The organism is Microbacterium sp. MYb66, assembly GCF_002979435.1.
GTDB lineage: Bacteria > Actinomycetota > Actinomycetes > Actinomycetales > Microbacteriaceae > Microbacterium.
Window position 1 is genome coordinate 88,809 of record NZ_PCOV01000004.1, and the last position, 26,097, is coordinate 114,905.

At 68.5% G+C, this 26,097-nt stretch carries 30 protein-coding genes; 21 read left to right on the forward strand and 9 right to left on the reverse strand.

The genetic code is table 11. From position 1 onward, the window contains the following. Positions 1 to 82 precede the first annotated feature (82 nt). From infA to rplQ, 6 genes are all read left to right on the forward strand, one after another. Positions 83 to 304 carry a translation initiation factor IF-1 gene (gene infA / locus CQ045_RS10410; protein WP_017201569.1) on the forward strand — a complete coding sequence of 74 codons (222 nt, stop codon included), beginning with the start codon at positions 83 to 85 and terminating at the stop codon, positions 302 to 304. A gap of 64 nt (positions 305 to 368) precedes the next feature. Next, positions 369 to 485 (forward strand): 50S ribosomal protein L36, encoded by a 117-nt coding sequence (gene rpmJ, locus CQ045_RS10415; RefSeq protein ID WP_005050492.1) that lies wholly within the window; start codon positions 369 to 371, stop codon positions 483 to 485. 176 nt (positions 486 to 661) lie between these two features. Further along, positions 662 to 1,036, forward strand: coding sequence for a 30S ribosomal protein S13 (rpsM, locus tag CQ045_RS10420; protein ID WP_017201568.1), 375 nt, complete (start codon positions 662 to 664; stop codon positions 1,034 to 1,036). Between the two features lie 31 nt (positions 1,037 to 1,067). Beyond that, the gene (gene rpsK / locus CQ045_RS10425; protein ID WP_017829189.1) at positions 1,068 to 1,466 is read left to right on the forward strand and encodes a 30S ribosomal protein S11; all 399 of its coding nucleotides are present in this window, start codon (positions 1,068 to 1,070) and stop codon (positions 1,464 to 1,466) included. Between the two features lie 132 nt (positions 1,467 to 1,598). Then, positions 1,599 to 2,588 (forward strand): DNA-directed RNA polymerase subunit alpha, encoded by a 990-nt coding sequence (locus CQ045_RS10430; RefSeq protein WP_105670838.1) that lies wholly within the window; start codon positions 1,599 to 1,601, stop codon positions 2,586 to 2,588. Positions 2,589 to 2,621: 33 nt separating this feature from the next. Then, positions 2,622 to 3,185, forward strand: a complete 564-nt coding sequence (gene rplQ / locus CQ045_RS10435; RefSeq protein WP_105723398.1) for a 50S ribosomal protein L17 — start codon at positions 2,622 to 2,624, stop codon at positions 3,183 to 3,185. 75 nt (positions 3,186 to 3,260) lie between these two features. Here the strand turns inward: rplQ and CQ045_RS10440 are convergent, their stop codons facing one another. Continuing rightward, entirely contained in the window at positions 3,261 to 4,835 is a 1,575-nt protein-coding gene (locus CQ045_RS10440; RefSeq protein WP_105723400.1) for an AMP-binding protein, read from the reverse strand. Between the two features lie 174 nt (positions 4,836 to 5,009). On the opposite strand from CQ045_RS10440, the gene CQ045_RS10445 reads away from it, so the two are divergent. From CQ045_RS10445 to CQ045_RS10465, 5 genes are read left to right on the forward strand one after another with little or no spacing between them, the layout of a single operon-like run. After that, on the forward strand, positions 5,010 to 5,807 hold the full coding sequence (locus CQ045_RS10445) for a sulfite exporter TauE/SafE family protein (RefSeq protein WP_105723402.1): 798 nt from the start codon (positions 5,010 to 5,012) through the stop codon (positions 5,805 to 5,807). 28 nt (positions 5,808 to 5,835) lie between these two features. Next, positions 5,836 to 6,303 carry a MaoC family dehydratase N-terminal domain-containing protein gene (locus CQ045_RS10450; RefSeq protein WP_105723404.1) on the forward strand — a complete coding sequence of 156 codons (468 nt, stop codon included), beginning with the start codon at positions 5,836 to 5,838 and terminating at the stop codon, positions 6,301 to 6,303. Next, positions 6,303 to 6,701: a MaoC/PaaZ C-terminal domain-containing protein gene (locus CQ045_RS10455; RefSeq protein WP_105723406.1), complete on the forward strand. Its 399-nt coding sequence runs from the start codon at positions 6,303 to 6,305 to the stop codon at positions 6,699 to 6,701. The genes CQ045_RS10450 and CQ045_RS10455 overlap by 1 nt, the downstream gene beginning before the upstream one ends. A gap of 13 nt (positions 6,702 to 6,714) precedes the next feature. Then, positions 6,715 to 7,848, forward strand: a complete 1,134-nt coding sequence (locus tag CQ045_RS10460) for a UDP-N-acetylmuramate dehydrogenase (RefSeq protein WP_105723408.1) — start codon at positions 6,715 to 6,717, stop codon at positions 7,846 to 7,848. Between the two features lie 31 nt (positions 7,849 to 7,879). Beyond that, positions 7,880 to 8,281, forward strand: a complete 402-nt coding sequence (locus CQ045_RS10465) for a VOC family protein (RefSeq protein WP_105723411.1) — start codon at positions 7,880 to 7,882, stop codon at positions 8,279 to 8,281. On the opposite strand, the gene CQ045_RS10470 is transcribed toward CQ045_RS10465, so the two are convergent. The 3 genes from CQ045_RS10470 to ald form a co-directional block, all read right to left on the reverse strand. Continuing rightward, positions 8,239 to 8,676, reverse strand: a complete 438-nt coding sequence (locus CQ045_RS10470; protein ID WP_105723413.1) for a hypothetical protein — start codon at positions 8,674 to 8,676, stop codon at positions 8,239 to 8,241. The genes CQ045_RS10465 and CQ045_RS10470 overlap by 43 nt on opposite strands. Positions 8,677 to 8,774: 98 nt before the next feature. Beyond that, positions 8,775 to 9,974 carry a pyridoxal phosphate-dependent aminotransferase gene (locus tag CQ045_RS10475; RefSeq protein WP_105723415.1) on the reverse strand — a complete coding sequence of 400 codons (1,200 nt, stop codon included), beginning with the start codon at positions 9,972 to 9,974 and terminating at the stop codon, positions 8,775 to 8,777. 82 nt (positions 9,975 to 10,056) lie between these two features. Then, a complete protein-coding gene (gene ald, locus CQ045_RS10480) occupies positions 10,057 to 11,151 on the reverse strand; it encodes an alanine dehydrogenase (protein WP_105723417.1) in 1,095 nt (364 codons plus the stop codon). 107 nt (positions 11,152 to 11,258) lie between these two features. On the opposite strand from ald, the gene CQ045_RS10485 reads away from it, so the two are divergent. Further along, complete coding sequence (locus tag CQ045_RS10485; protein WP_105723419.1) at positions 11,259 to 11,777, forward strand: Lrp/AsnC family transcriptional regulator; 519 nt, start codon at positions 11,259 to 11,261, stop codon at positions 11,775 to 11,777. 82 nt (positions 11,778 to 11,859) lie between these two features. On the opposite strand, the gene CQ045_RS10490 is transcribed toward CQ045_RS10485, so the two are convergent. The 3 genes from CQ045_RS10490 to aceA all read right to left on the reverse strand — a co-directional run bounded on the left by CQ045_RS10490 (position 11,860) and on the right by aceA (position 15,423). Next, the gene (locus CQ045_RS10490; protein WP_105723421.1) at positions 11,860 to 12,291 is read right to left on the reverse strand and encodes a hypothetical protein; all 432 of its coding nucleotides are present in this window, start codon (positions 12,289 to 12,291) and stop codon (positions 11,860 to 11,862) included. A 97-nt stretch (positions 12,292 to 12,388) separates the two neighbouring features. Next, a complete protein-coding gene (gene aceB / locus CQ045_RS10495; RefSeq protein WP_105723423.1) occupies positions 12,389 to 14,044 on the reverse strand; it encodes a malate synthase A in 1,656 nt (551 codons plus the stop codon). Between the two features lie 53 nt (positions 14,045 to 14,097). Next, positions 14,098 to 15,423 (reverse strand): isocitrate lyase, encoded by a 1,326-nt coding sequence (aceA, locus tag CQ045_RS10500; RefSeq protein ID WP_105723425.1) that lies wholly within the window; start codon positions 15,421 to 15,423, stop codon positions 14,098 to 14,100. A gap of 133 nt (positions 15,424 to 15,556) precedes the next feature. Between aceA and CQ045_RS10505 the strand changes: the two genes are divergently transcribed. The 7 genes from CQ045_RS10505 (at position 15,557) to CQ045_RS10535 (ending at position 22,820) form a co-directional block, all read left to right on the forward strand. Next, positions 15,557 to 17,008 carry a helix-turn-helix domain-containing protein gene (locus CQ045_RS10505; protein WP_105723427.1) on the forward strand — a complete coding sequence of 484 codons (1,452 nt, stop codon included), beginning with the start codon at positions 15,557 to 15,559 and terminating at the stop codon, positions 17,006 to 17,008. Between the two features lie 69 nt (positions 17,009 to 17,077). Next, a complete protein-coding gene (locus CQ045_RS10510) occupies positions 17,078 to 17,563 on the forward strand; it encodes a hypothetical protein (RefSeq protein ID WP_105723429.1) in 486 nt (161 codons plus the stop codon). 148 nt (positions 17,564 to 17,711) lie between these two features. Next, the gene (locus CQ045_RS10515) at positions 17,712 to 18,815 is read left to right on the forward strand and encodes an ABC transporter substrate-binding protein (RefSeq protein WP_258131030.1); all 1,104 of its coding nucleotides are present in this window, start codon (positions 17,712 to 17,714) and stop codon (positions 18,813 to 18,815) included. Continuing rightward, entirely contained in the window at positions 18,815 to 19,612 is a 798-nt protein-coding gene (locus tag CQ045_RS10520; protein WP_105723433.1) for an ABC transporter ATP-binding protein, read from the forward strand. The genes CQ045_RS10515 and CQ045_RS10520 overlap by 1 nt, the downstream gene beginning before the upstream one ends. After that, positions 19,605 to 20,453, forward strand: coding sequence for an ABC transporter permease (locus tag CQ045_RS10525; RefSeq protein ID WP_105723435.1), 849 nt, complete (start codon positions 19,605 to 19,607; stop codon positions 20,451 to 20,453). Before CQ045_RS10520 ends, CQ045_RS10525 begins: the two co-directional genes overlap by 8 nt. A 110-nt stretch (positions 20,454 to 20,563) precedes the next feature. Beyond that, complete coding sequence (locus CQ045_RS10530) at positions 20,564 to 21,943, forward strand: NtaA/DmoA family FMN-dependent monooxygenase (protein WP_105723437.1); 1,380 nt, start codon at positions 20,564 to 20,566, stop codon at positions 21,941 to 21,943. Then, positions 21,936 to 22,820, forward strand: a complete 885-nt coding sequence (locus CQ045_RS10535; protein WP_105723439.1) for a ribokinase — start codon at positions 21,936 to 21,938, stop codon at positions 22,818 to 22,820. The genes CQ045_RS10530 and CQ045_RS10535 overlap by 8 nt, the downstream gene beginning before the upstream one ends. Positions 22,821 to 22,824: 4 nt before the next feature. Here the strand turns inward: CQ045_RS10535 and CQ045_RS10540 are convergent, their stop codons facing one another. Next, positions 22,825 to 23,424, reverse strand: a complete 600-nt coding sequence (locus CQ045_RS10540; RefSeq protein WP_105723441.1) for a PadR family transcriptional regulator — start codon at positions 23,422 to 23,424, stop codon at positions 22,825 to 22,827. Between the two features lie 103 nt (positions 23,425 to 23,527). On the opposite strand from CQ045_RS10540, the gene CQ045_RS10545 reads away from it, so the two are divergent. Then, positions 23,528 to 24,037 (forward strand): flavin reductase family protein, encoded by a 510-nt coding sequence (locus tag CQ045_RS10545; RefSeq protein ID WP_105723443.1) that lies wholly within the window; start codon positions 23,528 to 23,530, stop codon positions 24,035 to 24,037. Between the two features lie 29 nt (positions 24,038 to 24,066). Beyond that, positions 24,067 to 24,441 (forward strand): riboflavin kinase, encoded by a 375-nt coding sequence (locus tag CQ045_RS10550; protein WP_258131031.1) that lies wholly within the window; start codon positions 24,067 to 24,069, stop codon positions 24,439 to 24,441. Between the two features lie 118 nt (positions 24,442 to 24,559). On the opposite strand, the gene CQ045_RS10555 is transcribed toward CQ045_RS10550, so the two are convergent. Beyond that, entirely contained in the window at positions 24,560 to 26,068 is a 1,509-nt protein-coding gene (locus CQ045_RS10555) for a PucR family transcriptional regulator (RefSeq protein ID WP_105723447.1), read from the reverse strand. Positions 26,069 to 26,097 lie beyond the last annotated feature (29 nt).

Consider the following 26,097-nt stretch of genomic DNA (forward strand, 5'->3'; position numbering starts at 1 on the left):
GATTCGGCGTGTCCGGCGGCGCAGCACCGCAATCCAATCACCCACCGCAGATCGACCGGTCTGCAGAAGCGTCAGCGAGGCTATGGCTAAGAAAGACGGTGTCATCGAGATCGAGGGCGTGATCTCCGAGGCTCTGCCCAACGCGATGTTCCGCGTTGAGCTCAGCAACGGACACAAGGTCCTTGCAACGATCTCCGGCAAGATGCGACAGAACTACATCCGCATCATCCCCGAGGACCGTGTGGTCGTGGAGCTCAGCCCCTACGACCTGACCCGCGGCCGTATCGTCTACCGCTACCGCTGATCGGTCGAGAAGTAACGGCCTGCCCCTGCCCGGGGCGGTACGAAGACAGCGAACAGGAAACATCATGAAGGTCAACCCCAGCGTCAAGCCCATCTGCGATCACTGCAAGGTGATCCGCCGTCACGGCCGCGTCATGGTGATCTGCAAGAGCAACCCGCGTCACAAGCAGCGCCAGGGCTGAGTCCCCGGCGGGCCCGCCGATCCGATCGACGGCCCGAGCTGCGCGGCATCGCTCACGCACATCTCACAACTGAAAACACAACGGCAGGATCAGAACCCGCGGAAGCGGGGGACACCTCGGGCGGAGGCCCGGGCACCGATCCTGTTCCACACCTCCACAACACCCAGGAGAACCGCATGGCACGTCTTGCCGGCGTTGACATCCCGCGCGACAAGCGCGTGGTGATCGCCCTTACCTACATCTACGGCGTCGGCCGTACCCGCTCGGTCGAGATCCTCAAGGCGACGGACATCGACGAGAGCATCCGCGTGAAGGACCTCAGCGACGACCAGCTGATCGCCCTCCGCGACCACATCGAAGGCAACTACAAGGTGGAGGGTGACCTGCGCCGCGAGGTCGCCGCAGACATCCGCCGCAAGGTCGAGATCGGCTCCTACGAGGGCATCCGCCACCGTCGTGGTCTCCCGGTCCGTGGTCAGCGCACCAAGACCAACGCCCGTACCCGCAAGGGCCCGAAGCGCACCGTCGCAGGCAAGAAGAAGGCCCGCTAAGCGCGGCCCCAGGGACTAGGAGAACACTTTCATGGCTGCACCCAAGGCCGCCGCGCGCAAGCCGCGCCGCAAGGAAAAGAAGAACATCGCGCTGGGCCAGGCCCACATCAAGTCGACGTTCAACAACACGATCGTCTCGATCACCGACCCGTCCGGCGCTGTCATCGCCTGGGCATCGTCGGGTGGCGTGGGCTTCAAGGGCTCCCGCAAGTCGACCCCGTACGCCGCCGGTATGGCTGCCGAGTCCGCAGCTCGCCAGGCCGCGGAGCACGGCGTCAAGAAGGTCGACGTCCTCGTGAAGGGTCCGGGCTCCGGCCGCGAGACCGCGATCCGCTCGCTGCAGGCCGCCGGCCTCGAGGTCGGTTCGATCCAGGATGTCACCCCGCAGGCGCACAACGGCTGCCGTCCGCCGAAGCGCCGCCGCGTCTGACGCGCGTTCGAGCCGCTCGGCCCTTCGGGTCCGAGCGGCTCGTCGCCCGCATGCGGGCATCGACTTCCCAAAACTCAAAACCTCACCCCACCACATGTCATATAGCGGGCATGTGATCGAAAGGAACACAGAGTGCTTATTGCACAGCGTCCCACACTGACCGAGGAAAAGATCGTCGAGAACCGGAGCCGGTTCATCATCGAGCCTCTGGAGCCCGGCTTCGGTTACACGATCGGCAACGCGCTGCGTCGCAGCCTGCTGTCGTCGATCCCCGGTGCTGCTGTCACCAGCGTTCGCATCGACGGCGTGCTGCACGAGTTCAGCACCATCCCCGGCGTGAAGGAGGATGTCACCGAGATCATCCTCAACATCAAGCAGCTCGTCGTCTCGTCAGAGCGCGATGAGCCCATCACGGCGTACCTGCGCAAGACCGGTTCGGGCGAGGTCACCGCCGCCGACATCTCGGCTCCGGCCGGTGTCGAGGTGCAGAACCCGGAGCTCGTCATCGCCACGCTGAACGACACCGCGAAGTTCGAGCTCGAGCTCACGATCGAGCGTGGCCGCGGCTACGTCTCGGCGACGCAGAACCGCAACGAGTACGCCGAGGCCGGTCAGATCCCGATCGACTCGATCTACTCGCCGGTCCTCAAGGTCAGCTACCGCGTCGACGCGACCCGTGCCGGGGAGCGCACCGACTTCGACAAGCTCGTCCTCGACGTCGAGACCAAGTCGGCCATCAGCCCGCGCGACGCCGTGGCTTCGGCTGCGAAGACGCTCACCGAGCTGTTCGGTCTCGCCCGCGAGCTGAACGTCGAGGCCGAGGGCATCGAGATCGGTCCGGCGCCGGTGGAGGCAGTGAACTCCAGCGAGCTGTCGATGCCGATCGAAGACCTCGACCTCTCGGTCCGCTCTTACAACTGCCTGAAGCGTGAGGGCATCAACACCGTTTCTGAGCTCGTCGCCTTGTCGGAGACGCAGCTCATGAACATCCGCAATTTCGGCCAGAAGTCGGTCGACGAGGTGCGCGACAAGCTCATCTCGCTCGGTCTGTCGCTCAAGGATTCGGTGCCCGGTTTCGACGGCGCCCACTTCTACGGCGGCAGCGAAGACGAGTCCTTCTGATACCCGACCTTTCTGACCAGGAGTTAGACGATTATGCCCAAGCCCACTAAGGGTCCCCGCCTCGGAGGCGGCCCCGCACACGAGCGCCTCATGCTTGCCAACCTCGCGGCGGCGCTCTACACCCACAAGTCGATCAAGACGACCGAGACCAAGGCCAAGCGCCTTCGTCCGCTCGCCGAGCGTCTGATCACGTTCGCGAAGCGTGGCGACCTGCACGCGCGTCGTCGCGTGCTGTCGGTCATCGGTGACAAGGAAGTCGTGCACGTCCTGTTCTCCGAGATCGCGCCGCTCGTCGCTGACCGTGAGGGTGGCTACACCCGCATCACGAAGGTCGGCAACCGTAAGGGCGACAACGCTCCGATGGCCGTGATCGAGCTCGTTCTCGAGCCCGTCACCCCGAAGAAGAAGGCCGCCGCCAAGGCTGCTCCGAAGGCTGACAAGGCCGCCAAGGCTGAGAAGCCGGCCGAGGTCGTCGAGGAGGCTCCCGTCGAGGAGGCTCCCGCCGAGGACGCCGCCGACGCCGGCGCCGAGTCGCAGGCCGAGGGCGAAGCAGCCGAGGCTGCCGCCGAGGACGCTGTCGAGAAGAAGTCCGAGTAAGGACCTCGCTCACGAAGAAGCCCGCCGCCCCTTTCGGGATGGCGGGCTTCTTCGCGTATCGGGCGACGGATGCGGTCAGCGTGCCCGCAGATCCTTGCGGAGGATCTTCCCGGAGCTGGACTTGGGGATCATCTCGATGAACTCCACCTGCCGCACCTTCTCATGCGGCGCGACATGAGCGGCCACGTGAGTCATCACCGCGTCAGCGTCGAGCTCGGCTCCGCTCTGCCGCACCACGAAGGCCTTCGGCACTTCCTGGCCGTCTTCGTCGAACGCGCCGATCACGGCGGCGTCCGCGATGGCGGGATGCTCGAGGAGCACTGCTTCCAGCACGGCCGGCGCGACCTGATAGCCCTTGTACTTGATGAGCTCTTTGAGTCGGTCCACGATCCGGTAGATGCCGTCGTGGGTGACCGTCGCGACATCGCCGGTGTGCAGCCAGCCGTCGGCGTCGAGCATCTCGGCGGTGGCCTCGGGGCGGTTGAGGTACCCGACCATGACCTGCGGGCCGCGCACCCACAGCTCGCCCGGTTCGCTGATGCCCTCCACAGGCACGGCGACGTCCTCGCCGGAGTCCGGGTCGACCAGCCGCGCCTCGGTGTTCGGCACGAGGGGGCCGATGCCCGAGCGGTCGATGTCGTCGCGCGTCTCGGAGGTGAGGTTCACCGCGGGGCTGGTCTCCGTCATGCCGTACCCCTGGGTGACGATGCAGCCGAGTCGGTTCGCCACCGCTGAGGCCAGCGCCCCGTCGAGCGGAGCGGCCCCGGAGAAGATCACCTTCACCGCGGAGAGATCGTATTGGTCGACGATCGGATGCTTCGCGAGCGCGACGGCGATGGGCGGAGCCACGAACACCCAGGTCGTGCGGTGCTCGGCGATGGTGCGCAGGAACTCGGGGAGATCGAACTTCGGCATCGTGACGAGCCCGGCCCGCTGGCGCAGGGCGAAGTTCAGCAGGACGGTCATCCCATAGATGTGGAAGAAGGGGAGTACGGCAAGGACGCGGTCGCTCGACCCGACACCGAGGACCGGCCGACACTGCGAGACGTTCGCCACGAGGTTCCGATGGGTGAGCATCACACCCTTCGGGCGCCCGGTGGTTCCGGAGGAGTAAGGGAGGACGGCGAGGTGGGTCGACGGGTCAAACGACACGTCCGGTGCCGGATGACCCTCGCCCAGGAGTGCGGGAAGCGACGGGTGCCCCTCTGCCCCGTCCAGCACGATGACGTGGTCCGCGGTGAACCCGAGCCGATCCGCGGCGGCCTGAGCGCCCGGCAGAAGCGGGGAGACGGTGACGAGCCAGGTCGCGCCGGCGTCGGTCAGCTGATTCGCGATCTCGTCGGCGGTGTAGAGCGAATTGATGGTCGTCGCCGTCGCACCTGCACGCAGGATGCCATGGAACACGGTGGCGAATGCGGGGACGTTCGGGCAGAGCACGGCGACCGTGGTGCCGACCCCGACGCCTCGAGCCGCCAGAGCGCCGGCGAACAGGTCGATCTGCCCGACCAGCTGGCGGTAGGTGGTGGTCGCTCCGCTCGCCCCGTCGACGAGGGCGACGGCGTCGAGTTCCGCCTCGTCGAGGTCGCCGAACAGGAAGTCGTAGATGGAGACCTCGGGGATCACCACATCGGGATAGGTACTGCGAACCATGAGATCTCCTTCGATCCGGCCAGTCCGACGGCATCGTCGAATGCGATCCAGTGTCGCATACAACGGCACTGCGTCCCAGAGTTCGAAGGGTTCAGACCATGCCGTTCGTGCCGATCAAGGCGGATTCGGAGGTCTGAGTTCGAGACGGGAGGAAGCCGCGAGTAGGCTGATGCGGTGAGTGACGTACAGGCCCCGGCAAGAGGGCCTCGTGCCTACACGGCGTTCATCGGAATCGGCCTCCTCGCCGGTCTCCTCTCCGGACTCTTCGGCGTCGGCGGCGGCACGGTCATCGTCCCGCTGCTGGTCCTCCTGCTGCACTTCGATCAGCGCCTCGCCGCCGGGACCTCCCTGGCGGCGATCGTGCCGACGGCCAGCGTCGGCGTGATCTCCTACGCCACGACCGGGTCGGTGGCCTGGGTGCCCGCGATCATCCTCGCCGCCGGAGCGGTGGTCGGTGCACAGATCGGCACGCGCCTGCTGCCGCGTATTTCGCAGACCGCGCTGCGCTGGGGTTTCGTCGGCTTCCTGGTCGTCGTGATCGTCAGTCTCTTCCTGGTCATCCCCTCACGCGATGCCGCATTCGAACTCTCCTGGCTGACCGGCATCGCCCTGCTGGGGGTGGGCGTCGGCACCGGCATCCTCGCCGGGCTCATCGGTGTCGGCGGTGGCGTGATCGTCGTCCCCGTGCTCATGCTGGCCTTCGGCACGAGCGACCTGGTCGCGAAGGGCACTTCACTGCTCATGATGATCCCGACGGCGATCTCCGGCACGGTCGGCAACTTCCGCAACCGCAACGTCGACCTCCTCGCCGCGCTGCTCATCGGCGTCTCGGCCTGCACGACCACCGCCCTCGGAGCCTGGCTGGCCACGATCGTCGATCCCACTGTGGGAAACATGTTGTTCGCGGCATATCTCGTGGTCATCGCCGTGCAGATGGCGATCAAGGCGATCCGAGGGCGCAAGCGCGGTTGACCCGGCTGTGCCTCGGTAGGATCGAGGGGTGGCAGTGAACCAAGATCTGATCGGCCGGGAGTTCCCGCCGACGGCCCCGTACCTCGTCGGCCGTGAGAAGGTGCGTGAGTTCGCTCGCGCCGTCTTCGCCGACGCCCCGCAGCACACCGACGTCAAGGCGGCCCGCGCGGCCGGCTTCTCCGACGTGGTCGCTCCGCCGACCTTCGCGATGGTCATCCAGGACCTCACCCTCCAGCAGCTGCTGGGGCAGGAGGACTCCGGGATCGTGCTCGCCCGCACGATCCACGCCGAGCAGCGCTTCACGTACACGCGACCCATCATCGCGGGCGACGAGCTCACCGCACAGCTGCGTGTCACCGGCATCCGGATGATGGGCGGCAACGCCATGATCACCAGCGAGGCCGAGATCACCGACCCCGCGGGGGCCCATGTCGTCACGGCCACCAGCGTGCTGCTGGTCGGAGCGGAGACCACGGACGAAGGGGAGGCCGCCTGATGGGCTACACCGTCGGAGACGTTCTCGCCGAGCGCACCGTGCACCTCACCCGCGAGTCTCTCGTGCGCTACGCCGGAGCATCCGGAGACTTCAACCCCATCCACTACCGCGATGACGTGGCCGAGTCCGTCGGCCTCCCCGGAGTTCTCGCGCACGGCATGCTCACGATGGGCATCGCCTCATCGGTCGTCGTCGCGGCACTCGACCCGCAGACCCGGATCCTCGACTACGGCGTGCGCTTCACCAAGCCGGTCGTCGTCGATGCGGAGGACGGGGCCGACATCCACGTCGTGGCCACGGTCGGCGCGGTCGACGATGAGGTCGCGCGCATCGATCTCAAGGTCACGTTCGGCGAGACGACGGTGCTCGTCAAGGCGCAGCTGCGCGTCGCCGTCTGATGAGGACGGTCTGATGCGGGAGATCGAGTCGATCCGGCTCGCGGAGCTGACGACGCTTCGCACCGGTGCAGCCCCGGAGCGGATGCTGGAGGCGTCGACGACCGAAGGCCTGGTCGAGGCGCTGCGCGAGACGTGGCGACGCGGCGACGAGTGGTTCGTGCTCGGCGGCGGCTCCAACCTCTTCGTCGGCGACGAGCCGTTCGAGGGCACGGTGATCTGCGTGCGCACCGAGGGCATCGAAGAGCTGCCGTCCCCGCATCCGGGCCGTATCCGCCTGCGGGCACAGGCCGGGCACGGCTGGGACGACCTGGTAGCCCATGCCGTCGCTCACGGCTATGCGGGCCTGGAGGCCATGAGCGGGATCCCCGGCACCGTCGGCGCTGCCCCGGTACAGAACATCGGTGCCTACGGGCAGGAGATCCAGGAGACGCTGGTCGAGGTCGAGCTGATCGACGAGTCGACCGGGGAGATCTCCACAGTTCCCGCCGCCGAGCTCGGGCTGGGCTTCCGCACCTCGGTCCTGAAGCATCACCACGGCAGCGTTCCGTTGCGCCGTGCCGTGATCCTCTCCGTGACCCTCGACCTGCTGGTCGCGGGTGAGCGCGTGGTGCGCGGCGAGCAGCTGCGTCGCGCGCTGGGCCTGACCGACGACACGCCCGTTCCGCTGGGCTGGGTGCGCGAGCGCATCCTCGCGACCCGCGCCTCGAAGGGAATGCTGCTCGATGCCGACGACCCCGACACGCACGGCGTCGGTTCGTTCTTCCAGAACGCGATCGTGACGGCGGCGGTGGCCAGGGCACTGCCGCCGGAGTGCCCGCGCTGGCCGGTCGCGCCGGACCTCGACGCGGTGACGGTGATCCCGCTCGCGTCCTACGACGGATTGGTCCCGCAGTCGAAGCCCGCCGTGGTCTCCGACGTCAAGGTGAGCGCGGCCTGGCTGATCGAGCAGGCCGGCATCCGCAAGGGCTTCAAGCTCCCGCGCTCGCGCGCCTCGGTGTCGACGAAGCACGCGCTGGCGCTGACCAACCGCGGCGGCGCGTCCGCTGGCGAGGTCGCCGAGCTTGCACGATTCATCCAGAGCAGGGTGCACGCCGAGTTCGGTCTCGTGCTGCAGCCCGAGCCCGTGCTCGTCGGCGTCGAGCTGTAGCGGCGTCGGCTGTCGCGACTACACTCGCGGGATGAGCGGACTGACCCCGTACCTGCTTTTCCCCGGCAATGCCGCGGAGGCCCTGCGTCACTATCAGTCGGTGTTCGGCGGTGACCTGCAGCTTCTCGACTACGCGACCGCAGGTCGGCACGACGGGCCGGGCGATGCGATCGCACACGGGCAGCTGGGCGGGCTGGTGGAGATCGCGGGAGCGGATGCCGGAGCCGACGACGATGCCGTGCAGATGGGCGGCATGTTCCTCTCGCTGCTCGGCACGGCCGACGCGTTGACGCTGACCGGCTGGTACGACATGCTCGCAGCGGACGGTCGAGTTATCGATGCGTTGCAGAAGCGCCCATGGGGCGATTACGACGGCACGTTGGTCGACCGCTACGGCATCCGCTGGCTGATCGGGTTCCACCCCGAGGACTGAGGTGTCCCGATGCCGAAGTAGGGACGAGACGACGGCAGGAAGATCAACACGACCGCCGCGGTGGTGAGGGAGAGGGCCGCGAGGCCGGCCCAGAACTCCCAGATCGGGGCCGCTACCGCCGGAACGTAGAGCGCGAGCGGGAGCGGGAACAGCAGAGTCGCGTATCGGGCCCACGACTTTCGTCTGATCACCAGCACGGTGATGGTCGCGTAGACGACCACCGGTACGAAGGGGAGCACACTGAGCCACTGACGCGACTCTCCTCCCCAGTACCAGAGGAAGGGAGCGACCGCGAGGGAGAGGAAGAAGACCAGCACGGTCACCGTGATCAGGATGGCGAAGGCCGCCCGCAGAGTCACGGGCATCCGCTCATCCTCGTGCTCGCCGTTCGTCATGCCTCCAGTATCGCTGACCCTCGCCTCAGGGCAGGGAGACATCGTGACGAAGGCCCCTCCCGTCTGCAGACGGGAGGGGCCTTCGTCGGTTCCGCAGCTCAGGCGAACAGCCGCTGCAGGCGCTGGATGCCCTCGAGCAGCTGGTCGTCGCCGAGCGCGTACGACATGCGGATGTAGCCGGACGGACCGAAGGCCTCACCGGGAACGACCGCGACCTCGGCCTGCTCCAGGATGAGATCGGCGAGTTCGAGCGAGGTGGTCGGCGTCACGCCGCCCCAGGTGCGACCGAGGAGGCCCTGCACGTCGGGGTAGACGTAGAACGCGCCGAGCGGGTTCGGCACCACGAGGCCGTCGATCTTCGACAGCTCCGAGACGATGAGCTTGCGCCGGCGGTCGAAGGCCTCGCGGAACTGCTCCGCCTCGGTCTGCGGTCCGTTGAGGGCGGCGATCGCGGCCTTCTGTGCGACGTTGTTCACGTTGCTCGTCAGGTGGGACTGCAGGTTGCCGGCGATCTTGATGGCATCGGCGGGGCCGACCATCCAGCCCACGCGCCAGCCGGTCATGGCGTAGGTCTTCGCCACGCCGTTCACCAGGATGGTCTGCCCGGCGACCGCGGGGACCGCCTCGACGATCGAGGTCGCCTTGACGCCCTCATACGTGAGGTTCTGGTAGATCTCGTCGCTGATGATCCAGATGCCGTGCTCGAGAGCCCATTCGCCGATGGCCTGGGTCTCTTCGGCGGTGTACACCGAGCCGGTCGGGTTCGACGGCGAGACGAAGACGAGCACAGTAGTGCGCGCGGTGCGAGCGGCCTCGAGCTGCTCGACCGTGACCTTGTACTCCTGGTCCGCGCCGGCGAAGACCTCGACCGGAGTGCCGTCGGCGAGACGGATGGCCTCGGGGTAGGTGGTCCAGTACGGTGCCGGCAGCAGCACCTCGTCGCCGGGGTTCACCACGGCCTGGAACGCCTGATAGACGGACTGCTTGCCGCCGTTGGTGACGATGACCTGGCTGGGGGAGACCTCGAGACCGGAGTCGCGCAGGGTCTTCGCGGCGATCGCCTCGCGCAGGGCCGGAAGGCCGGGTGCGGGCGTGTAGCGGTAGCTCGACGGATCTGCGAGAGCCTCGGCCGCGGCATCCACGATGAACTGCGGCGTCGCGAAGTCGGGCTCGCCGGCAGCGTACGAGATGACGTCCTTGCCTTCGGCCTTGAGGGCCTTGGCCTTGGCGTCGACCTTCAGAGTCGCGGACTCGGCGATGGCGGACAGCTTGCGGGAGAGAGGAGCGCGTTCGGTCACGATTACGAGCGTACTCGGGTCGGTGCGGCGGGTGAGGTGTCGGAAGCCGCCAAGATCCGAGCTTCTTTCGGGTTCGCCAGGGTCAGTCCGTCGTGAGGCCGTGTGCCTGCGCGACGGCATCCAGGGTGATCCGTCCGCCCTGGACGTTCAGACCCTTCGCGAGAGACGGATCGTCGGATGCCGCGCGATCCCAGCCCTTGCCGGCGATCGCCGAGACGTAGGGCAGGGTCGCGTTGGTCAGGGCACGTGTCGCTGTCTCCGGCACGGCGCCGGGCATGTTCGCGACGCAGTAGTAGATCGAGTCGTGCACCTCGAACGTCGGGTCGTCGTGGGTGGTCGGTCGCGAGCCCTCGAAGCATCCGCCCTGGTCGATCGCGATGTCGACGAGCACCGAGCCCGGCTTCATCGCGGCGACCATGTCATCGGTGACGAGCTTGGGCGCGGCGGCACCGGGGATGAGCACCGAGCCGATGACCAGGTCGGCGGTCGCGAGCTCCTCGGCGATGTCGTAGCGGCTCGACGCACGCGTCTCCAGCGCTCCGCCGTAGCGGTGCTCGAGCTCACGCAGGCGCGGCAGCGCCACGTCGACCACCGTGACCTTCGAGCCGAGGCCCAGGGCGTTCGCGGCCGCATGCTCTCCGGCGACACCGCCGCCGATCACCACGGTCTTCGCGCGCGGTGTGCCGGCGATGCCGCCGAGGAGCATGCCACGGCCGCCCTGCGAGCGGAGCAGCGAGTACGAGCCCATCGTGACCGAGAGGCGCCCGGCGATCTCGCTCATCGGCACGAGCAGCGGCAGGGTGCGGTCGGGCAGCTGCACCGTCTCGTAGGCGACCGCCGTGGTCCCGGCATCCATGAGGGCCGTGGTCAGGGCGCGGTCGGCGGCGAGGTGCAGGTAGGTGAAGAGCGTGAGGTCGGAGCGAAGGAAGCCGTACTCCTGAGCGATCGGCTCCTTGACCTTGATGACCAGGTCGGCCTCGCCCCAGGCATCTGCGGCGGTCGCGACGATCTCGGCACCGGCGGCGCGGTACGCGTCGTCCGTGATGCGCGAGCCGAGACCGGCACCGGACTGCACGAGGACGCGATGGCCCTCGCGGACGAGGCGGTCGGCACCGGCCGGGGTGAGGGCGACGCGGTTCTCGTTGTTCTTGACCTCGGTCGGGACGCCGATCTTCATTGATCCTCCTGGGATGGTGTACGTGGTTCGGCACCCAGGATCGCAGAAACATCGAAGATTCAACAGAATCTGTGAAGATGATTCGCGTGACGCGGAAATGCTGAATAATGCTTCGCATGGAGACGAGATCTGACGCCCCCGAGCCGAACACCGTTCGGGCCCCTGCGCTCGACCCGATCGACGCGAGGATCGTCCGCCTGCTCACGGCCGACGGACGGATGACGAATGCCGAGCTCGCCGGTCGTCTCGGCGTCGCTCCCTCGACGGCCCACGCCCGGCTGCGCGCCCTCGTCGACCGCGGCGTGATCACGGGATTCCATGCCAGCGTGGACGAGCGGATGCTGGGCGCCGGACTCCAGGCTGTCATCGGCGTCACCCTGCGCCCGAGCGGCCGCCGCGAGAGCATCGTGGAGTTCGCCGACCGCGTGCGCGTGCTGCCGCAGGTGATCCAGGTGTTCTTCCTCGGCGGGGATGACGACTTCCTCCTGCACATCGCCGTCGCGGACTCCTCGGAGATGCGCGAGTTCGTGCTCGAGCATCTGTCGGCCCAGAGCAGCGTCGCCTCGACGCGCACGAGCATCGTGTTCGACTACCACCGGAACTCGGTCGCCGCCTCGTTCCATTGAGCCGACCGTGCCGGCGGCGGAATCAGTGCTCGGTGGCGCCCGACAGGACAGCGGCCAGCCGTTCGAGCCGAGCGACGCCCGGTCAGGCGCCGTAGGAGGCGGGCAGAGCGCAGTAGTCGGCGAAGCGCCGTGTCGGATGCGCAGGGTCGGTCACATCGACGATCGACCCCGCGACCGTGTGCGGAGGCTCGTCGCCCGCCAGCTGCCACACCGCGTAGTTCCACATGCCTCTGGTGCGCTCGCCGAGCAGGGTCGCCGGGCCGGAGAGCAGGAGGATGCCGTCGCTCTTCGGGTCTTCGCGGAACGCCGTGACCACCGCGCGCACGTCCGATTCTTCTCCGTCCGCGGAATGCTCGCGGATGACTTGCTGACCTGCCGCGGCCAGCGCCGTCGACAGCGCATCCGCGGCCTCTCTCGAACGCTCGGCATCTGCTCCGGCGACCGCGAGCAGCCGCCGACCTCGCGGGTAGAAGTGCAGGAACTCGGAGGCGATGTCCGCCCAGACGTCGGTCATGCCTCCAGGCTACGCCCGCCAGGGCGCGCGGGCACCGGGCACGAGAAGAGCCCCCGGGCCACGGCATCCGCCGCAGCTCGGGGGCTCTTTCGTGCGCTCAGTCCTCGTCGATCAGGAACCGGCTGTAGGCGCCCAGTGTCAGGAAGGTCGGGAACTCCTCCTGCAGGGCGACTTCGCGGAAGATCTCCGCCGCGTCGTCGAAGCGGTCCCCGTGGCTGCGCGTCGCCTGGGCCAGCACCTGGGTGATCAGTCCCTCGATGTACTCCGTGGTGATCGGGGTCCCGTCCTGCGTGCTGCGGTCCTGGTGGATCCACTGCCACACCTGAGAGCGGCTGATCTCGGCCGTCGCGGCATCCTCCATCAGGTTGTCGATCGCCACCGCGCCGAGTCCGCGCAGCCAGGCCTCGAGGTAGCGGATGGCGACGGAGACGTTGTCGCGAACACCCTGCGCCGTGATCGGACGGCCGATGTGGAGGTCGAGCAGGTCGCGAGCCTCCACGTGCACGTCGTCCCGCTGCCGGTCGACCTGGTTCGGCCGGTCGCCGAGCACGGCATCGAACTCGGCCCGTGCCGTCGGGATCAGGTCGGGGTGGGCGACCCAGGTGCCGTCGAAGCCGTCGCCGGCCTCGCGGTTCTTGTCGGCCGCGACCTTCTCGATCGCCCGTGCCGTCGCCTCGGGGTCTCGACGGTTGGGGATCGATGCGCTCATGCCGCCGATGGCGAAGGCGCCCCGCTTGTGGCAGGTCTTCACGAGCAGCTCGGTGTATGCCCTCATGAAGGGCACCGTCATCGTCACCTCGCTGCGATCCGGGAGCACGAATCGCGCCCCGCGACCGCGGTAGTTCTTGATGATCGAGAAGATGTAGTCCCAGCGACCGGCGTTGAGGCCCGCGCAGTGGTCACGCAGCTCGTAGAGGATCTCGTCCATCTCGAAGGCGGCGGGCAGCGTCTCGATGAGCACCGTCGCGCGGATCGTGCCGTGCGGGAGGCCGATGTACTCCTCGCTGAACGAGAAGATGTCATCCCACAGCTTGGCCTCTTCGCTGGACTCGAGCTTGGCGATGTAGAAGTACGGTCCGCGGCCCCCGTCGATGAGTGCCTGCGCGTTGTGCAGGAAGTACAGGCCGAAGTCGACCAGGGAGCCGGAGGCCGAGGTCCGGCGGCCGGCGCGATCGATGAAGGCGATGTGCTTCTCGGGCAGGTGCCAGCCGCGCGGACGCATCACGATCGTGGGGGTGCGGTCGGCGGTGACGCGGTACTCCTTGCCCTCGGGCGAGGTGAAGGAGAGCTCGCCCCGGATCGCGTCCCGCAGGGAGAGCTGCCCTTCGATCACGTTCTTCCAGGTCGGGCTCGTCGCATCCTCCTGGTCGGCCAGCCAGACCCGCGCACCCGAGTTGAGGGCGTTGATCGTCATCTTCGGGTCGGTGGGCCCGGTGATCTCCACCCGCCGGTCCTCGAGGCCGGGACCGGCACCGGCCACGCGCCAGTCGGCGTCCTCGCGGATGTGGGCGGTGTCCTCCCGGAAGCGCGGATCGTGTCCGTTGCCGATCTCGAAGCGCCGACGCATCCGGTCGGCGAGCCGGTCGTGACGTCGGGCGGCGAACCGGTGGTGGAGCTCGGTGAGGAAGGCGATCGCCGCGGGGGTGAGGATCTCCTCGTAGCGGTCGCGCAGGGGGCCGGTGACCTCGATCGCCGGACCCTGCTGGGTCGTCTGGATCGGGGCCGTCGTCGGGGGAGCGGTGGGAGTGGTCATGATCTGGAGTCCTTTGAGTCGTGTCGAGCACCTCGACGAAGAGGGGCGTGGGATCAGTGGAACTGCGCGGCTTCGGTGGAGCCGGCGAGGGCGAGGGTCGCGCTTTCGGGGTTGAGCGCGGTGGAGATGACGTCGAAGTATCCGGTACCCGCCTCGCGCTGGTGCTTGGTGGCGGTGTACCCGTCGGCTTCGGCGGCGAACTCGGCTTCCTGCAGCTCGACGTACGCGCTCATGGCGCGATCGGCGTAGCCGCGGGCGAGGTCGAACATCGAGTAGTTCAGGGCGTGGAAGCCGGCCAGCGTGATGAACTGGAACTTGTAGCCGAGGTCGGACAGCTCCTGTTGGAACGTCGCGATCTCGGCGTCCGACAGATGGCGCTTCCAGTTGAAGCTCGGGGAGCAGTTGTACGCCAGGAGCTTGCCGGGGAACTGCGCGTGGACGGCTGCGGCGAACGCGCGGGCGAGTTCGATGTCCGGCTCACCCGTCTCGACCCAGATCAGGTCGGCGTAGGGCGCGAAGGCGAGGCCTCGACTGATGACCGATTCCAGGCCGGGGCGGATGCGGTAGAAGCCCTCGGTGGTGCGCTCGCCGGTGGTGAACTGCTGGTCGCGCTCGTCGACATCGCTGGTGAGCAGGTCGGCGGCGAGAGCATCCGTGCGGGCGATGATGACGGTCGGCACTCCCGCGACGTCGGCCGCGAGGCGGGCCGCGTTCAGGGTGCGGATGTGCTGCTGAGTGGGCACGAGCACCTTGCCGCCGAGGTGGCCGCACTTCTTCTCGCTCGCCAGCTGGTCTTCCCAATGGATGCCGGCTGCTCCCGACTGGATGAGCGACTGCGCGAGCTCGTACGCGTTCAGCGGTCCGCCGAAGCCGGCCTCGGCGTCGGCGACGATCGGCGCCAGCCAGTCCTGCGTGACCTCGCCCTCCGCGTGCTCGAGCTGGTCCTGGCGGATCAGCGCGTTGTTGATGCGACGCACGACCGCCGGCACGGAGTTCGCGGGGTAGAGCGACTGGTCGGGGTAGGTCTGGCCGGCGAGGTTGCCGTCGGCGGCGACCTGCCATCCCGAGAGGTAGATGGCCTTGAGTCCGGCGCGCACCTGCTGCACGGCCTGGCCGCCGGTGTAGGCGCCGAGCGCCCGGACGTAGTCCTCGGTGTGCAGGAGGTTCCAGAGGTTCTCGGCTCCGCGGTGCGCGAGCGTGGACTCCTCTCGGACCGACCCGCGGATGCGGATGACGTCTTCGGCCGAGTAGGTGCGCTCGACGCCGTCCCAGCGGGGATCGGTGTCCCAGATCTCCTGGAGCTCGGCGGCCGTCTGAACCTGGTCGCCGGCTCGCAGACCGGCGGGGCGGGGCGTCGGGGTGTGGGCGGTGTGCGTCATGGTCTCTCCTCGGTGGATCCGGCGGCTGTGCCGGTGTGGCGTGGTTCCACTGTGAGTGAAGTTCGTCAGGTCGAACGACCGATTCCGAGGAGAAGATCGGCCGAACTTCTGTTTCTGTGACAGAATCACCGCCATGAGCACCATCGACGTTGCAGAAGAGACCGACGCCCTCACGATCGGTCGCCGCATCCGGCAGCTGCGGACCGCACGGGGGATGACGCTCGACGACCTCGCCTCGGCCGTCGACCGCGCCCCGAGTCAGATGTCGATGATCGAGACGGGCAAGCGCGAGCCCAAGCTGACGCAGCTGCAGGCGATCGCCCGAGCCCTGGGCGTGACGATCGACGCCCTGCTGGAGGGGGAGCCGCTCGACGAACGCAGCGCGATCGAGATCGCCCTGGAGCGCGCGATGAAGGGCCAGACGTTCCAGGCGTTGGGCATCGAGCCGTTCCGCATCGCGAAGACCCTGCCGACGGATGCTCTGAAGGCCCTGCTCGCGCTGCACGGCGAGATCGACCGGCTCAGGGATGAACGGGCGGCGACCCCCGAAGAGGCGCGGCGGGCCAACGTCGAGCTGCGGCATCTGATGCGGCGGCAGGACAACCACTTCGCCGATCTGGAGACGAAGGCCGCGGAGATCCTCGCCGCGGTCGGGCATCCCGGCGGGCCGCTGACCCAGCGCACCGCCTCCGAGATCGCCGCCTATCTCGGCTTCACGCTGCACTACGCGCCGGACCTGCCGCAGACGACCCGGAGCGTGGCCGACCTCGCGAACGGGCGGCTCTACCTGTCGAGCCGGGTGCCGGCGAAGGGGGATGCCCGCACCGCGGTGCTGCAGGCGCTGTCGAGCCGGATCCTCGGGCACTCCGAGCCGCGCAGCTACGCCGAGTTCCTGCGGCAGCGGGTGGAGACCAACTACCTGACCGGCGCGCTCCTCATCCCCGAGGCGCACGTCGTGCCCGCGTTGAAGGACGCCAAGCAGCGGCGTTCGATCTCGATCGAAGACCTGCGCGACGCCTACTCGGTGTCTTACGAGACGGCGGCGCATCGCTTCACGAACCTCGCGACGCGGCACCTCGACATCCCCGTCCACTTCCTCAAGGTGCACGAGTCGGGCACGATCACGAAGGCGTACGAGAACGACGACGTGAACTTCCCGACCGACCGGCTCGGCGCCATCGAAGGGCAGATGTGCTGCCGCAAGTGGACGTCGCGGGTCGTGTTCGACGAGGACGATCGCTTCAACCCGTACTACCAGTACACCGACACCGGCAACGGCACGTACTGGTGCACCGCACGGGTGGAGTCGTCGAGCGAGGGGCTGCACTCGGTGAGCGTCGGGGTGCGCTTCGACGACACCAAGTGGTTCGTGGGGCGCGACACCTCGCACCGGGGCGTCTCGAAGCACTCGGTCGAGGTGTGCTGCCGCCGGGCGCCCGCCGATCTGGAGGAGCGTTGGCGCGAGAACTCCTGGCCGAACGTGAAGACTCCGCGCACGCTGCTCGCGACTCTGCCGACGGGTTCCTTCCCCGGCGTCGACACCACCGACGTCTACGAGTTCCTGGAAGCCCATGCCCCGAGGTGAGCAGTAGAGTTTTACGTTTTACCCCCGTGATACCGTCGTGGGATCACTGATCGATCCGGGGGATTCGCCATGCTCGCTCGCAAGAAGACCGCCTTTCTCGGCTCCGCCGTCGTGGCGCTCGCTCTGTCTCTGGCGGGTGCGACGAGCGCTCAGGGAGCAGCCGGGCCGATGGCCGACCTGACGGGCGCGGTGGTCTCCGGCGCGGTGGTCTCGGGCGAGAAGGTCGCGGCGGCGGCCGACGGACTCGATCCCCGGCTCGCCTCCGCGACGGATCTGGAACTGGTGTCGCTGCTCTTGACCGGGAGCGGCGCTCTCGCCGATGCTCATCCCGAGCTGGTCACGGAGTTCGGACTCCGTGTGCTGACGGCGGAGAAGGCGGCCGCGATGGTTCCCGTCGCGGAGCAGTTCCTCGCGACGCATCCTGTCTTCACCACGACCTGGGCGCCGGCGATCAGGAGTGCGGACCCTCTTCTGGTCGACCAGGGGATCAACGGATTCATGACCGATTTCATGGACTACGTGGCGCGTTCCTGCCGCCCCTCCTGCACCGCCTGAGGTCGCCCGCCGCGCGTTCGTCGCGAAGCCGTGCAGGCGCGAGCCCTCGACCCGGCTTCGTCAACATTTAGTTTGATCTTGCTTAGTCAATCTTGACTATGTTACTTTCGACGAGCCATCAATGACGAACGGCCGAGAAGGGACCCTCATGGCTACTTCCTCTGCGGAAACCCGATTCCGCATCACTGCCACCCTGACGTGCGTTCTCGCCGCCACGCTGACGCTCGGAGCATGTTCCGCGCAGACGCCAGGCGGCGATTCCGCCCCCACGAGTGCGAGCGACACCGACGCCTGCAAGCGCAATCAGGATGCCGGCACCATCACCTACATCTCCGGCTACGGCTACTCCGCCAGCGCCGGTCAGCTCGACGTGTTCCTCGCCGAGGAGCTGGGCTACTTCGACGACCTCTGCCTCGATGTCGAGATCAACGCCTCCGGTGCGAACGGGCAGCAGCTCGTGGCATCCGGTCAGGCGCAGTTCACGGCGCTCGGCTCCGCATCCGACGTGATGCTGGCGGCGGCGAACAGCAAGAACCTCACGGCGGTCGCCACCTACGGCACCACCCCGCCGTTCTCGATCTTCGGCAACGAGAAGCTCGAGAGCCTCACGGACCTCGAGGGCGGCTCGCTCGGGTACTTCATCAACCTGACCCCGATCGCCTCGGCCATGCTCGACGAGGCCGGCGTCGACGTGTCGAAGGTCGAGATGGTCAAGATGACCAACTACGACCCCACCGTGGTCGTGCGCGAGCAGGTCGACGCGATCGTCGGCTACGCCTCCAACCAGCCGCAGTCGCTGAAGGCGCAGGATCTGCCGTTCAGCGAGTTCCTCCCCGCCGACCTCGGCGTCGAGGGCACCTACAACGTGATGGAGGTCAACTCCCGCTTCCTCGATGAGCACCGCGAGGTCGCCGCCGACTTCATGCGCGCGAGCCTCAAGGCGCTGCAGTACTGCCTCGACGAGTCGGATGCCTGCATCGACAAACTCGCGAAGCTGGCCGAGGACAACAACCAGGGCGCCGCGTTCCCGCGCGACCAGCTCGCTCGCACCTGGGAGGTGGAGTCCGCCTGGGTCCGCGAGAGCGCCGGTGGCAACCCGGGTGTGCAGACCGAGGCCATGTGGGAGCCGGAGTACGCGCTCGTGAAGAAGTACGGCGACGTCAAGGAGCTTCCCGCCATCGCCGACATGATGGACGCCGACCTGGTCGCCGACCTGTACGACGGCGACACCCTGACGTGGCCGGCGAAGTGATGGCGGCCGCACACGGAGCAGGCGTCGAGGTCAGGGGCGTCTCCAAGTCCTTCGGCGTCGACGGTGCTCAGGTCACGGTGCTCGACGACGTGAGCCTGACGATCGGCATGGGCGAGTTCGTGTCGGTGATCGGTCCGAGCGGCTGCGGCAAGTCCACGCTGCTCAAGGTCGTCGCCGGGCTCCTCGATGCCGACTCCGGCACCGTCACGATCGACGGCGAGAGCGTCACTGCGGCCTCGCGCGACAAGAAGATCGGCCTCGTGCCGCAGTCGCCCGCCCTCCTGCCGTGGAAGACGGTGCGTGAGAACGTCGAGCTGCCGGTGCGCATCAACGCCAAGGCGAACACCGGGCGAGCGCTGCGCGATCCCGCGGAGCTGCTGGCGACCTTCGGCCTCGGTCAGGCGATGACGAAGTACCCCGGTCAGCTGTCCGGCGGCATGCAGCAGCGCGCCGCGATCGCCAGGGCGTTCGTGTTCGACCCGGCCATCATGCTGATGGACGAGCCGTTCTCGGCACTCGACGAGATGAACCGCGACCTGCAGCGGATCGCGCTGTTGGAGTTCTGGCAGTCGAACCGCAAGGCGGTCATGTTCGTCACGCACTCGGTGCCGGAGGCGATCATGCTCTCCGACCGCATCGTCGTGATGGCCGCCCACCCCGGGCGCATCGCCCAGGTGATCGACGTGAACCTCCCGCGGCCGCGCACCGAGGAGGCCTACGCGACGGACGAGTTCCGCGAACTGGAAGCAGTCGTGCGCGGTGCGCTGCGCGCGCAGACGGAGAAGGCCCATGTCTGAGCTGACGATGAGAGACACGACCGCGACCCTCGCGACCGCTCGACTGAGATCCCAACCGCGCCGCGGCGCCCCGCCCTGGCTGCGCTGGGGAGCGTGGGGTCCGACCCTGATCACCTTCGTGATCGCGGCGCTGCTGTGGCAGGTCGTGGCATGGACCAACCCGTACGTGCTCCCGACCCTGGAAGCCATCGGCGGAAGCCTCGTCGACGATGCCGGCATGTACTGGTCGAACTTCCTCGTCACGCTGCTCGAAGTCGTGGTCGGTGCCTCCGCCGGCATCCTCGCCGGGTTCCTGCTGGCGGTGATCATGGCCGAGTTCCAGATCATCGAGCGGGCCGTGATGCCGCTCGTGATCATCGTGATGGTCACCCCGATCGTGGCGATCGCCCCGGCGCTGGTCGTGGCCTTCGGCTTCGGAATGGTGCCGAAGTTCATCGTGACCGGGCTCGTGGTGTTCTTCCCGATGCTCGTGAACTCGCTGGCCGGTCTCCGCGACGTCGATCAGAAGGCGATGGACGTCTTCAGGACGCTGCATGCCTCGCGGTGGGAGATCTTCCGTGAGCTGCGGTTCCCCGGGAGCATGCCGTACGTGTTCGCGGGTCTGCGCATCGCCCTGCCGCTCGCAGTGGTCGGCGCCGCGGTCGCCGAGTTCGTCGCGGCAGGACAGCAGGCCGGTCTCGGCTCGCTCGTCACCACCTCTGCTGCACAGGCGAACCTGCCCGTCACCTGGGCCAGCATCGCCCTGCTGTGCCTCCTCGGTGTGCTCCTGATCATCGTCCTCGCCCTGGTGCGCAAGCGCGTGCTCTGGTGGAGCGACGGCGAGGTCACGGCCAAGGGCTGACGCGGCATCCGGATCCCGGGACGGCCGCCCCCACCCGTCCCGGGGTTCCTCCGGCGTGCCCGGAATCACTCGAGAACGACCAGAACCACCCACAAGGAAGGCACCCGCACATGACCGATCAGAACACCGTCAAGCAGCTGCGTCTCGGCCTCTTCGAGAACGCCCAGGCCAACGACTCCGGCACCGCGACCTGGCGGCACCCCGACAACGGGCGCTACCTGTTCGACAAGCTCGAGTACTGGCGCGACACCGCGCGGATGGTCGAGGACGCCGGGTTCGACTTCCTGTTCCTCGCCGATGCCTGGGGCTGGGCCGACGTCGCGGGCGAGCGTCCCGACATCTGCTCGGTCGAGGGCCTCGACCTGCCGCGGCTCGATCCGGCGATCATCCTCGCCGCCCTCATCCCCGAGACGACGCGGCTGGGTCTCGTCGCCACCGGCTCGACCCTGCTCGAGCCTCCCTATTCCTTCGCCCGCCGGATGGCGACGCTCGACATCCTCTCCGGCGGCCGTATCGGCTGGAACGTGGTCACCACGGGCACGGCCGACACCGCGGTGCAGGGCTTCGGGGTGCCGATGGTCGGTCACGACGACCGCTACCTCATGGCCGACGACTTCATGCAGGTCGTCTACAAGCTGTGGGAGCAGGCGTGGGAGGAGGGGGCCCTGGAGCGCGACAAGGCCGGCCGTTTCGCCGATCCCTCGAAGGTGCACCGCATCGCTCACGACGGCCCCTACTTCCGCTCGCACGGCTACGGCAACACGTCGCGCTCGCCGCAGGGAACTCCGGTGCTGTTCCAGGCGGGCGCATCGCCGGCCGGCCGCGAGTTCGGCGGCAAGCACGGTGAGGCGATCTTCGTCGGCAGCGGCTCCGTCGAGCAGCTCCGAGCGCACTCTTCCGCGATCCGCGAGGAGGCCGTGAAGAACGGCCGTGGAGCCGACGAGGTCAAGATCATGTCGGCGTTCGCCGCGATCGTCGGCAGCACGGAGGAAGAGGCGCAGCGCAAGTACTCCGAGGTCGCCGACGCGCAGAACCCCGACGTCACCGTCGCCTCCTACGCGTGGTTCACGGGCCTCGACCTGTCGGCGTACGCGCCGAACACGCCGATGTCCGAGTTGAGCACCGAGCTGTCGCAGACCCAGGTCGCCCGCTTCGCCGACAAGACGGTCGGCGACGTTCTCGGAGACTGGCACGCGCACGGTGTCGGCGCCCGCCCGATCGTGGGCACACCCGAGCAGGTGGCTGACCGGATGATCGAGCTCGCCGACGGCGCCGACCTCGACGGGTTCCTCTTCGCTCCCGTCATCCCGCCGGCATCGACGGTCGATTTCATCGAGCACGTGCTGCCGATCCTCAAGGAGCGCGGCGCGATCGTCGAGCCCTCCGCCGAGCCGCAGTCGCTGCGTGAGCGCCTGATCGGCACGCCCACGCCGGCGCTCGCCGATTCGCACACCGGATCGCAGCACCGGCGGACGATGTCGCGTGTCTGACACCCTCGCCGGTGTCGCCGTCGTGGGGAGCGCGAACCTCGACCTCGTGGTCGAGGTCTCGCGCCCCCCACGCGTCGGCGAGACCCTCCTCGGACGAGCCGGCGGACGCTTCTCCGGAGGCAAGGGGCTGAATCAGGCCGTGGCGTCCGCGCGCAGCGGCGCCCCGACGCGGTTCTGCGCCATCGTCGGAGCGGATGAGGCCGCCGACGTGCTGCAGCAGACGTTGGCGGATGCCGGAGTCGTGGCGTCTCTCCGCCGCAGTGACGCCGCTCCGACCGGGGTTGCTCACGTGCTCGCCCTCGACGGCGGGGACAACAGCATCGTCGTCGCGGCCGGCGCCAACGCCGACCTCGCGCCGGAAGACGCGGTCGCCGGGATCGCGGGAGCCGCGGTCGTGCTCGCGCAGCTGGAGGTGCCCGTCGAGAGCGTTGCAGCCGGACTGCGTGCGGGGCGAGCTGCAGGCGCACTGACGATCCTCAACGCCGCCCCCGCGCATGCCGCGACGATCGGGATGCTCGCCGACGTCGATGTTCTCGTGGTGAACGAGACCGAGTGCACTGAGCTCGGCGGCATCGACCGGCTGCACGCGGCCGGTGCGCAGACGGTCGTCCTCACGCAGGGCGCCGGGGGAGTGACGCTCCATCGCTCGGGGAGGAGGTCCGTGCACGTCGCGGCCTTCCGGATCGATCCGGTCGACACGACCGGTGCCGGCGACGCGTTCTGCGGTGCGCTCGCCGCTGCGCTCTCCCAGGGAGAGCGGATCGAGGATGCTCTGGTCCGAGCCTGTGCGGCAGGAGCCGTCGTGGCTCAGCATCGCGGGGCGACCACCCCGGCGCTGACGCCCGGATCGATCGCGAGGCTCGTCGCCTCCCGCTGAGTCGCTACTCCGCGGGGGCGGCGGCAGGTGCCGCCTCTTCCGTCTCGCCGGCGAACGTGTACTCCCCGCCGCGCAGACGCTCCAGAAGGTCGAGCAGCCACTGCTTCTCGGCCGTGAGCCGCGCCGTGGACAGGTCGAAGATCTCGCGCACGTACTTCGGGGTCGTCTCGGAGCGCAGCGTGTCCTGCACGTCGAAGCCGTTCTGCGTGACGATCGCGTCGCTCTTGATGAGGCGGTGCTCCAGACCGGCGATGACTTCCTGCCGACTCAGCACGAACATGAAGGAGGCCACCGTCATGATCGCCTGGGTGTCGAAGGCCGCCACGTTCCAGAGGTTCTCGCGCAGCATCCGTTGCAGCTCCACCTCGCCGGACGGCGTGATCCGGTAGGTCGTGCGCGCCGGGCGCTTGCCCTCGGCCTCGGTGCCGCTCTCGGCGATGTAGCCGTCGACCTCGAGGGCTCGCAGCGCGTTGTAGATCGACCCGGGCTGGATGTGCGCCCATTCGTCCACGTGCCAGGTCATGAGCTTGCGACGGAGGAAGTACCCGTGCACGGGCTGGAACTGCTTCACGGCGCCGAGGACGACGAGGCGGGTGGTCGACATGCCCCTCATGCTAACGGCTGCGATCTCAGATTCCGGTTGTTTGCATGATCAAGATTGTCTATTATCGAAACTAGTCAAAGTTGACTAACGAAAGGAAGCCGAAATGACGTCTGCCGTGACCGACGCCCTGCCCCGCGACCTGGCCCTCCGCCGGGCGTTCTCGGTGTACCCGACCGGTGTCGTCGCCCTCGCCGCGCACCTCGACGACCGTGCCGTCGGGATGGCGGTCAACTCCTTCACGTCGATCTCGCTCGAGCCCGCCCTCGTCGCGATCAGCGCGGCGCGCACCTCGAAGACCTGGCCGCTGCTCCGCGAGGTGCCCGAGCTCGGCATGAGCGTGCTGGCCGCGCACCACGAGCCGCTCAGCCGCTCGCTCTCGGCGCGCGAAGGCGACCGCTTCGGTGGGCACGATTGGCAGCGCACCGAGGGCGGTGCGGTGCTGATCTCGGATGCCGCGCTCTGGCTCACCTGCCGCCTGCACAGCACGTTCGACGGCGGTGACCATGAGATCGCCCTGTACGAGATCTCCGACGTCACGCTGTTCGACGACGTGGAGCCGCTCGTCTTCCATCAGAGCCGCTATCGCTCGATCGCCGCTCCCGAGAGCGCGTGAGCACCCCGCCGCTCGGGAGGATCGCCGGCGTGGTCGTCCCTGGTGACGGGCGGGGGCGGGAGCTCGGATTCCCGACGGCGAACCTGGCGCTCGACGAGGGCGATCTCCCCGAGGACGGGATCTATGCGGCCTGGGTGCGGATCGACGAGGAAACGCATCCGTGGGCGTCGAGTGTCAGCGTCGGCGCGAATCCGACTTTCGAGGGCGACCGCGAGCGGCGCGTCGAGGTGCACCTGCACGACGCCGACCTCGACCTGTACGGCCGGCGGCTGGCCGTGAGCCTCGTCGCGCACCTGCGTCCGACGCTGCGCTTCGATCGCGTCGACGCGCTGATCGCCCAGACGGCGGACGACGTCGTCCGCTGCCGGATGCTGTTGACCGATCATGCTCGGATCTCCCCCTGACCCTTCCCTCCCGTCGCCGTTCCTGTCGCCCGGGTGCCGGGAGGTTGTCAGGAGCGGCGACCGGAAGGTCTCCTGCAACGCGGGGCGTGCGCAGGAGGGACCCGGATGGGTGACCGGTTCAGTCCCGAGCGGTCTGCAGGATCGTCCAGAGCTCGGCGCGGGCGGGGAACGTCGACAGATCGATGTCGAGCATGGCGCCGGCCTGGGAGATGCGGGAGCGCAGCGTGTGCCGATGCACCCCGAGCGCGATCGCGGCGGACTCCGCCTTCGCATCGTGCTCCAGCCAGGTGCGCAGCGAGCGCTCCAGATCGGACCCGGTGCGGGCATCGTGTTCGCGCACCGGAGCCAGGCGTGACTCGGCGACCAGGCGCGCCTCATCCGTCGCGAGGGCGGTGAGGATGCTTGATCCGACCGTGTCGGCGTACCGTGCGGCGCCGTGCGTGCCCTGCTGCCGCAGTGCCGTGAGCGCCTGGGCATGCGCTCGGGCGAAGGAGTCGTACGCCTCGGGCTCGGAGACGCCGATGCGGATGCCGAAGCGCATCGCCACCTGATCGAGCAGCGCCTCGTCGCCGGCCGAGAGGCACATCGTGACGCCGTCCTCGGACTCGGCGAGGAAGACCGGAGTCCCGTGGTCGGCGCGGTGGCGCTCCCACCAGTCGGTGAGGGGACCGGCCGGGGCGTCCGCTGCCACCGCCACGACCACCGGGGCGGGGGGCAGGCTCCCGAGCACCCGCCTGGCCAGGGCGGGCTCGTCGGAGAGGAGCGAGCCGAGCAGCTGGGCATGCAGGCGGCGACGACTCCGCGCGAGCTGCTCGCTCTGCTCCATCGCGAGTCCGGCCATCGCGATCACCGAGGTCACGACCGCCCGCGCCTCGGGGTCGAGGGCGTCGATGGCCAGCGCGATCACTCCACGCAGGTGTCCGCCCCGACCCACCGTGAACAGCATGAAGGTGTGGTCGCCGAGAGTCAGCGACTGTCCGGCCTCCAGTCCGCGGGTGAGGATCTCCATGACGCGCTCGCCCAGGGCGTCGAGCAGCTCTGCATCGAGTCGGTCGCGCGGGTGCGAGACGAGGAGGGCGCCCGCTGCATCGAACATCCCCGACCACACGTCGAGTCGGCGTCCGAGCTCGGCGATCGTCGCCTCGAGGCCGCTCGGGCGCAGGGCCGCGAGGGCGAGGGCTCGCTGGGTGTCCAGTGCCCAGGACCGCCGGGCGTAGGCCTGCGCCGCGATCGCCTCGGAGTGGGCGCGGGCGACGGCGATGAACGGTGTGCGGTACGGCACCGAGAACAACGGCATCCCGTGCACCTCGCACGCGGAGATGAGCTCGTCCGGGATTCCGGAGCGGTGCACGTCGGTGCCGAACCCGAGGCCCAGGACGCCGCGATCGGCGAGTCGCCCGACGTAGGTGTCGATCGCCACCGCCTCGTCGAACTGCGTGCCGGTGGTCAGCAGCGCCAGATCCTCGGAGAGGAAGGGCGTCGGGTCGGCGAGGTCCGAGCTGTGCACCCATCGCAGCGGTCGATCGAGCGCTCCCTCGGGGAGGTCGGTCTCGCGGGGGACGAGCGCGAGGCCGAGATCGCGACGGCGAAGCAGGGCTCGCAGCGTCGGCTGATCGGTCGTGGCCATGGGGCACTCTCCCTGATGTACGCTGCGGC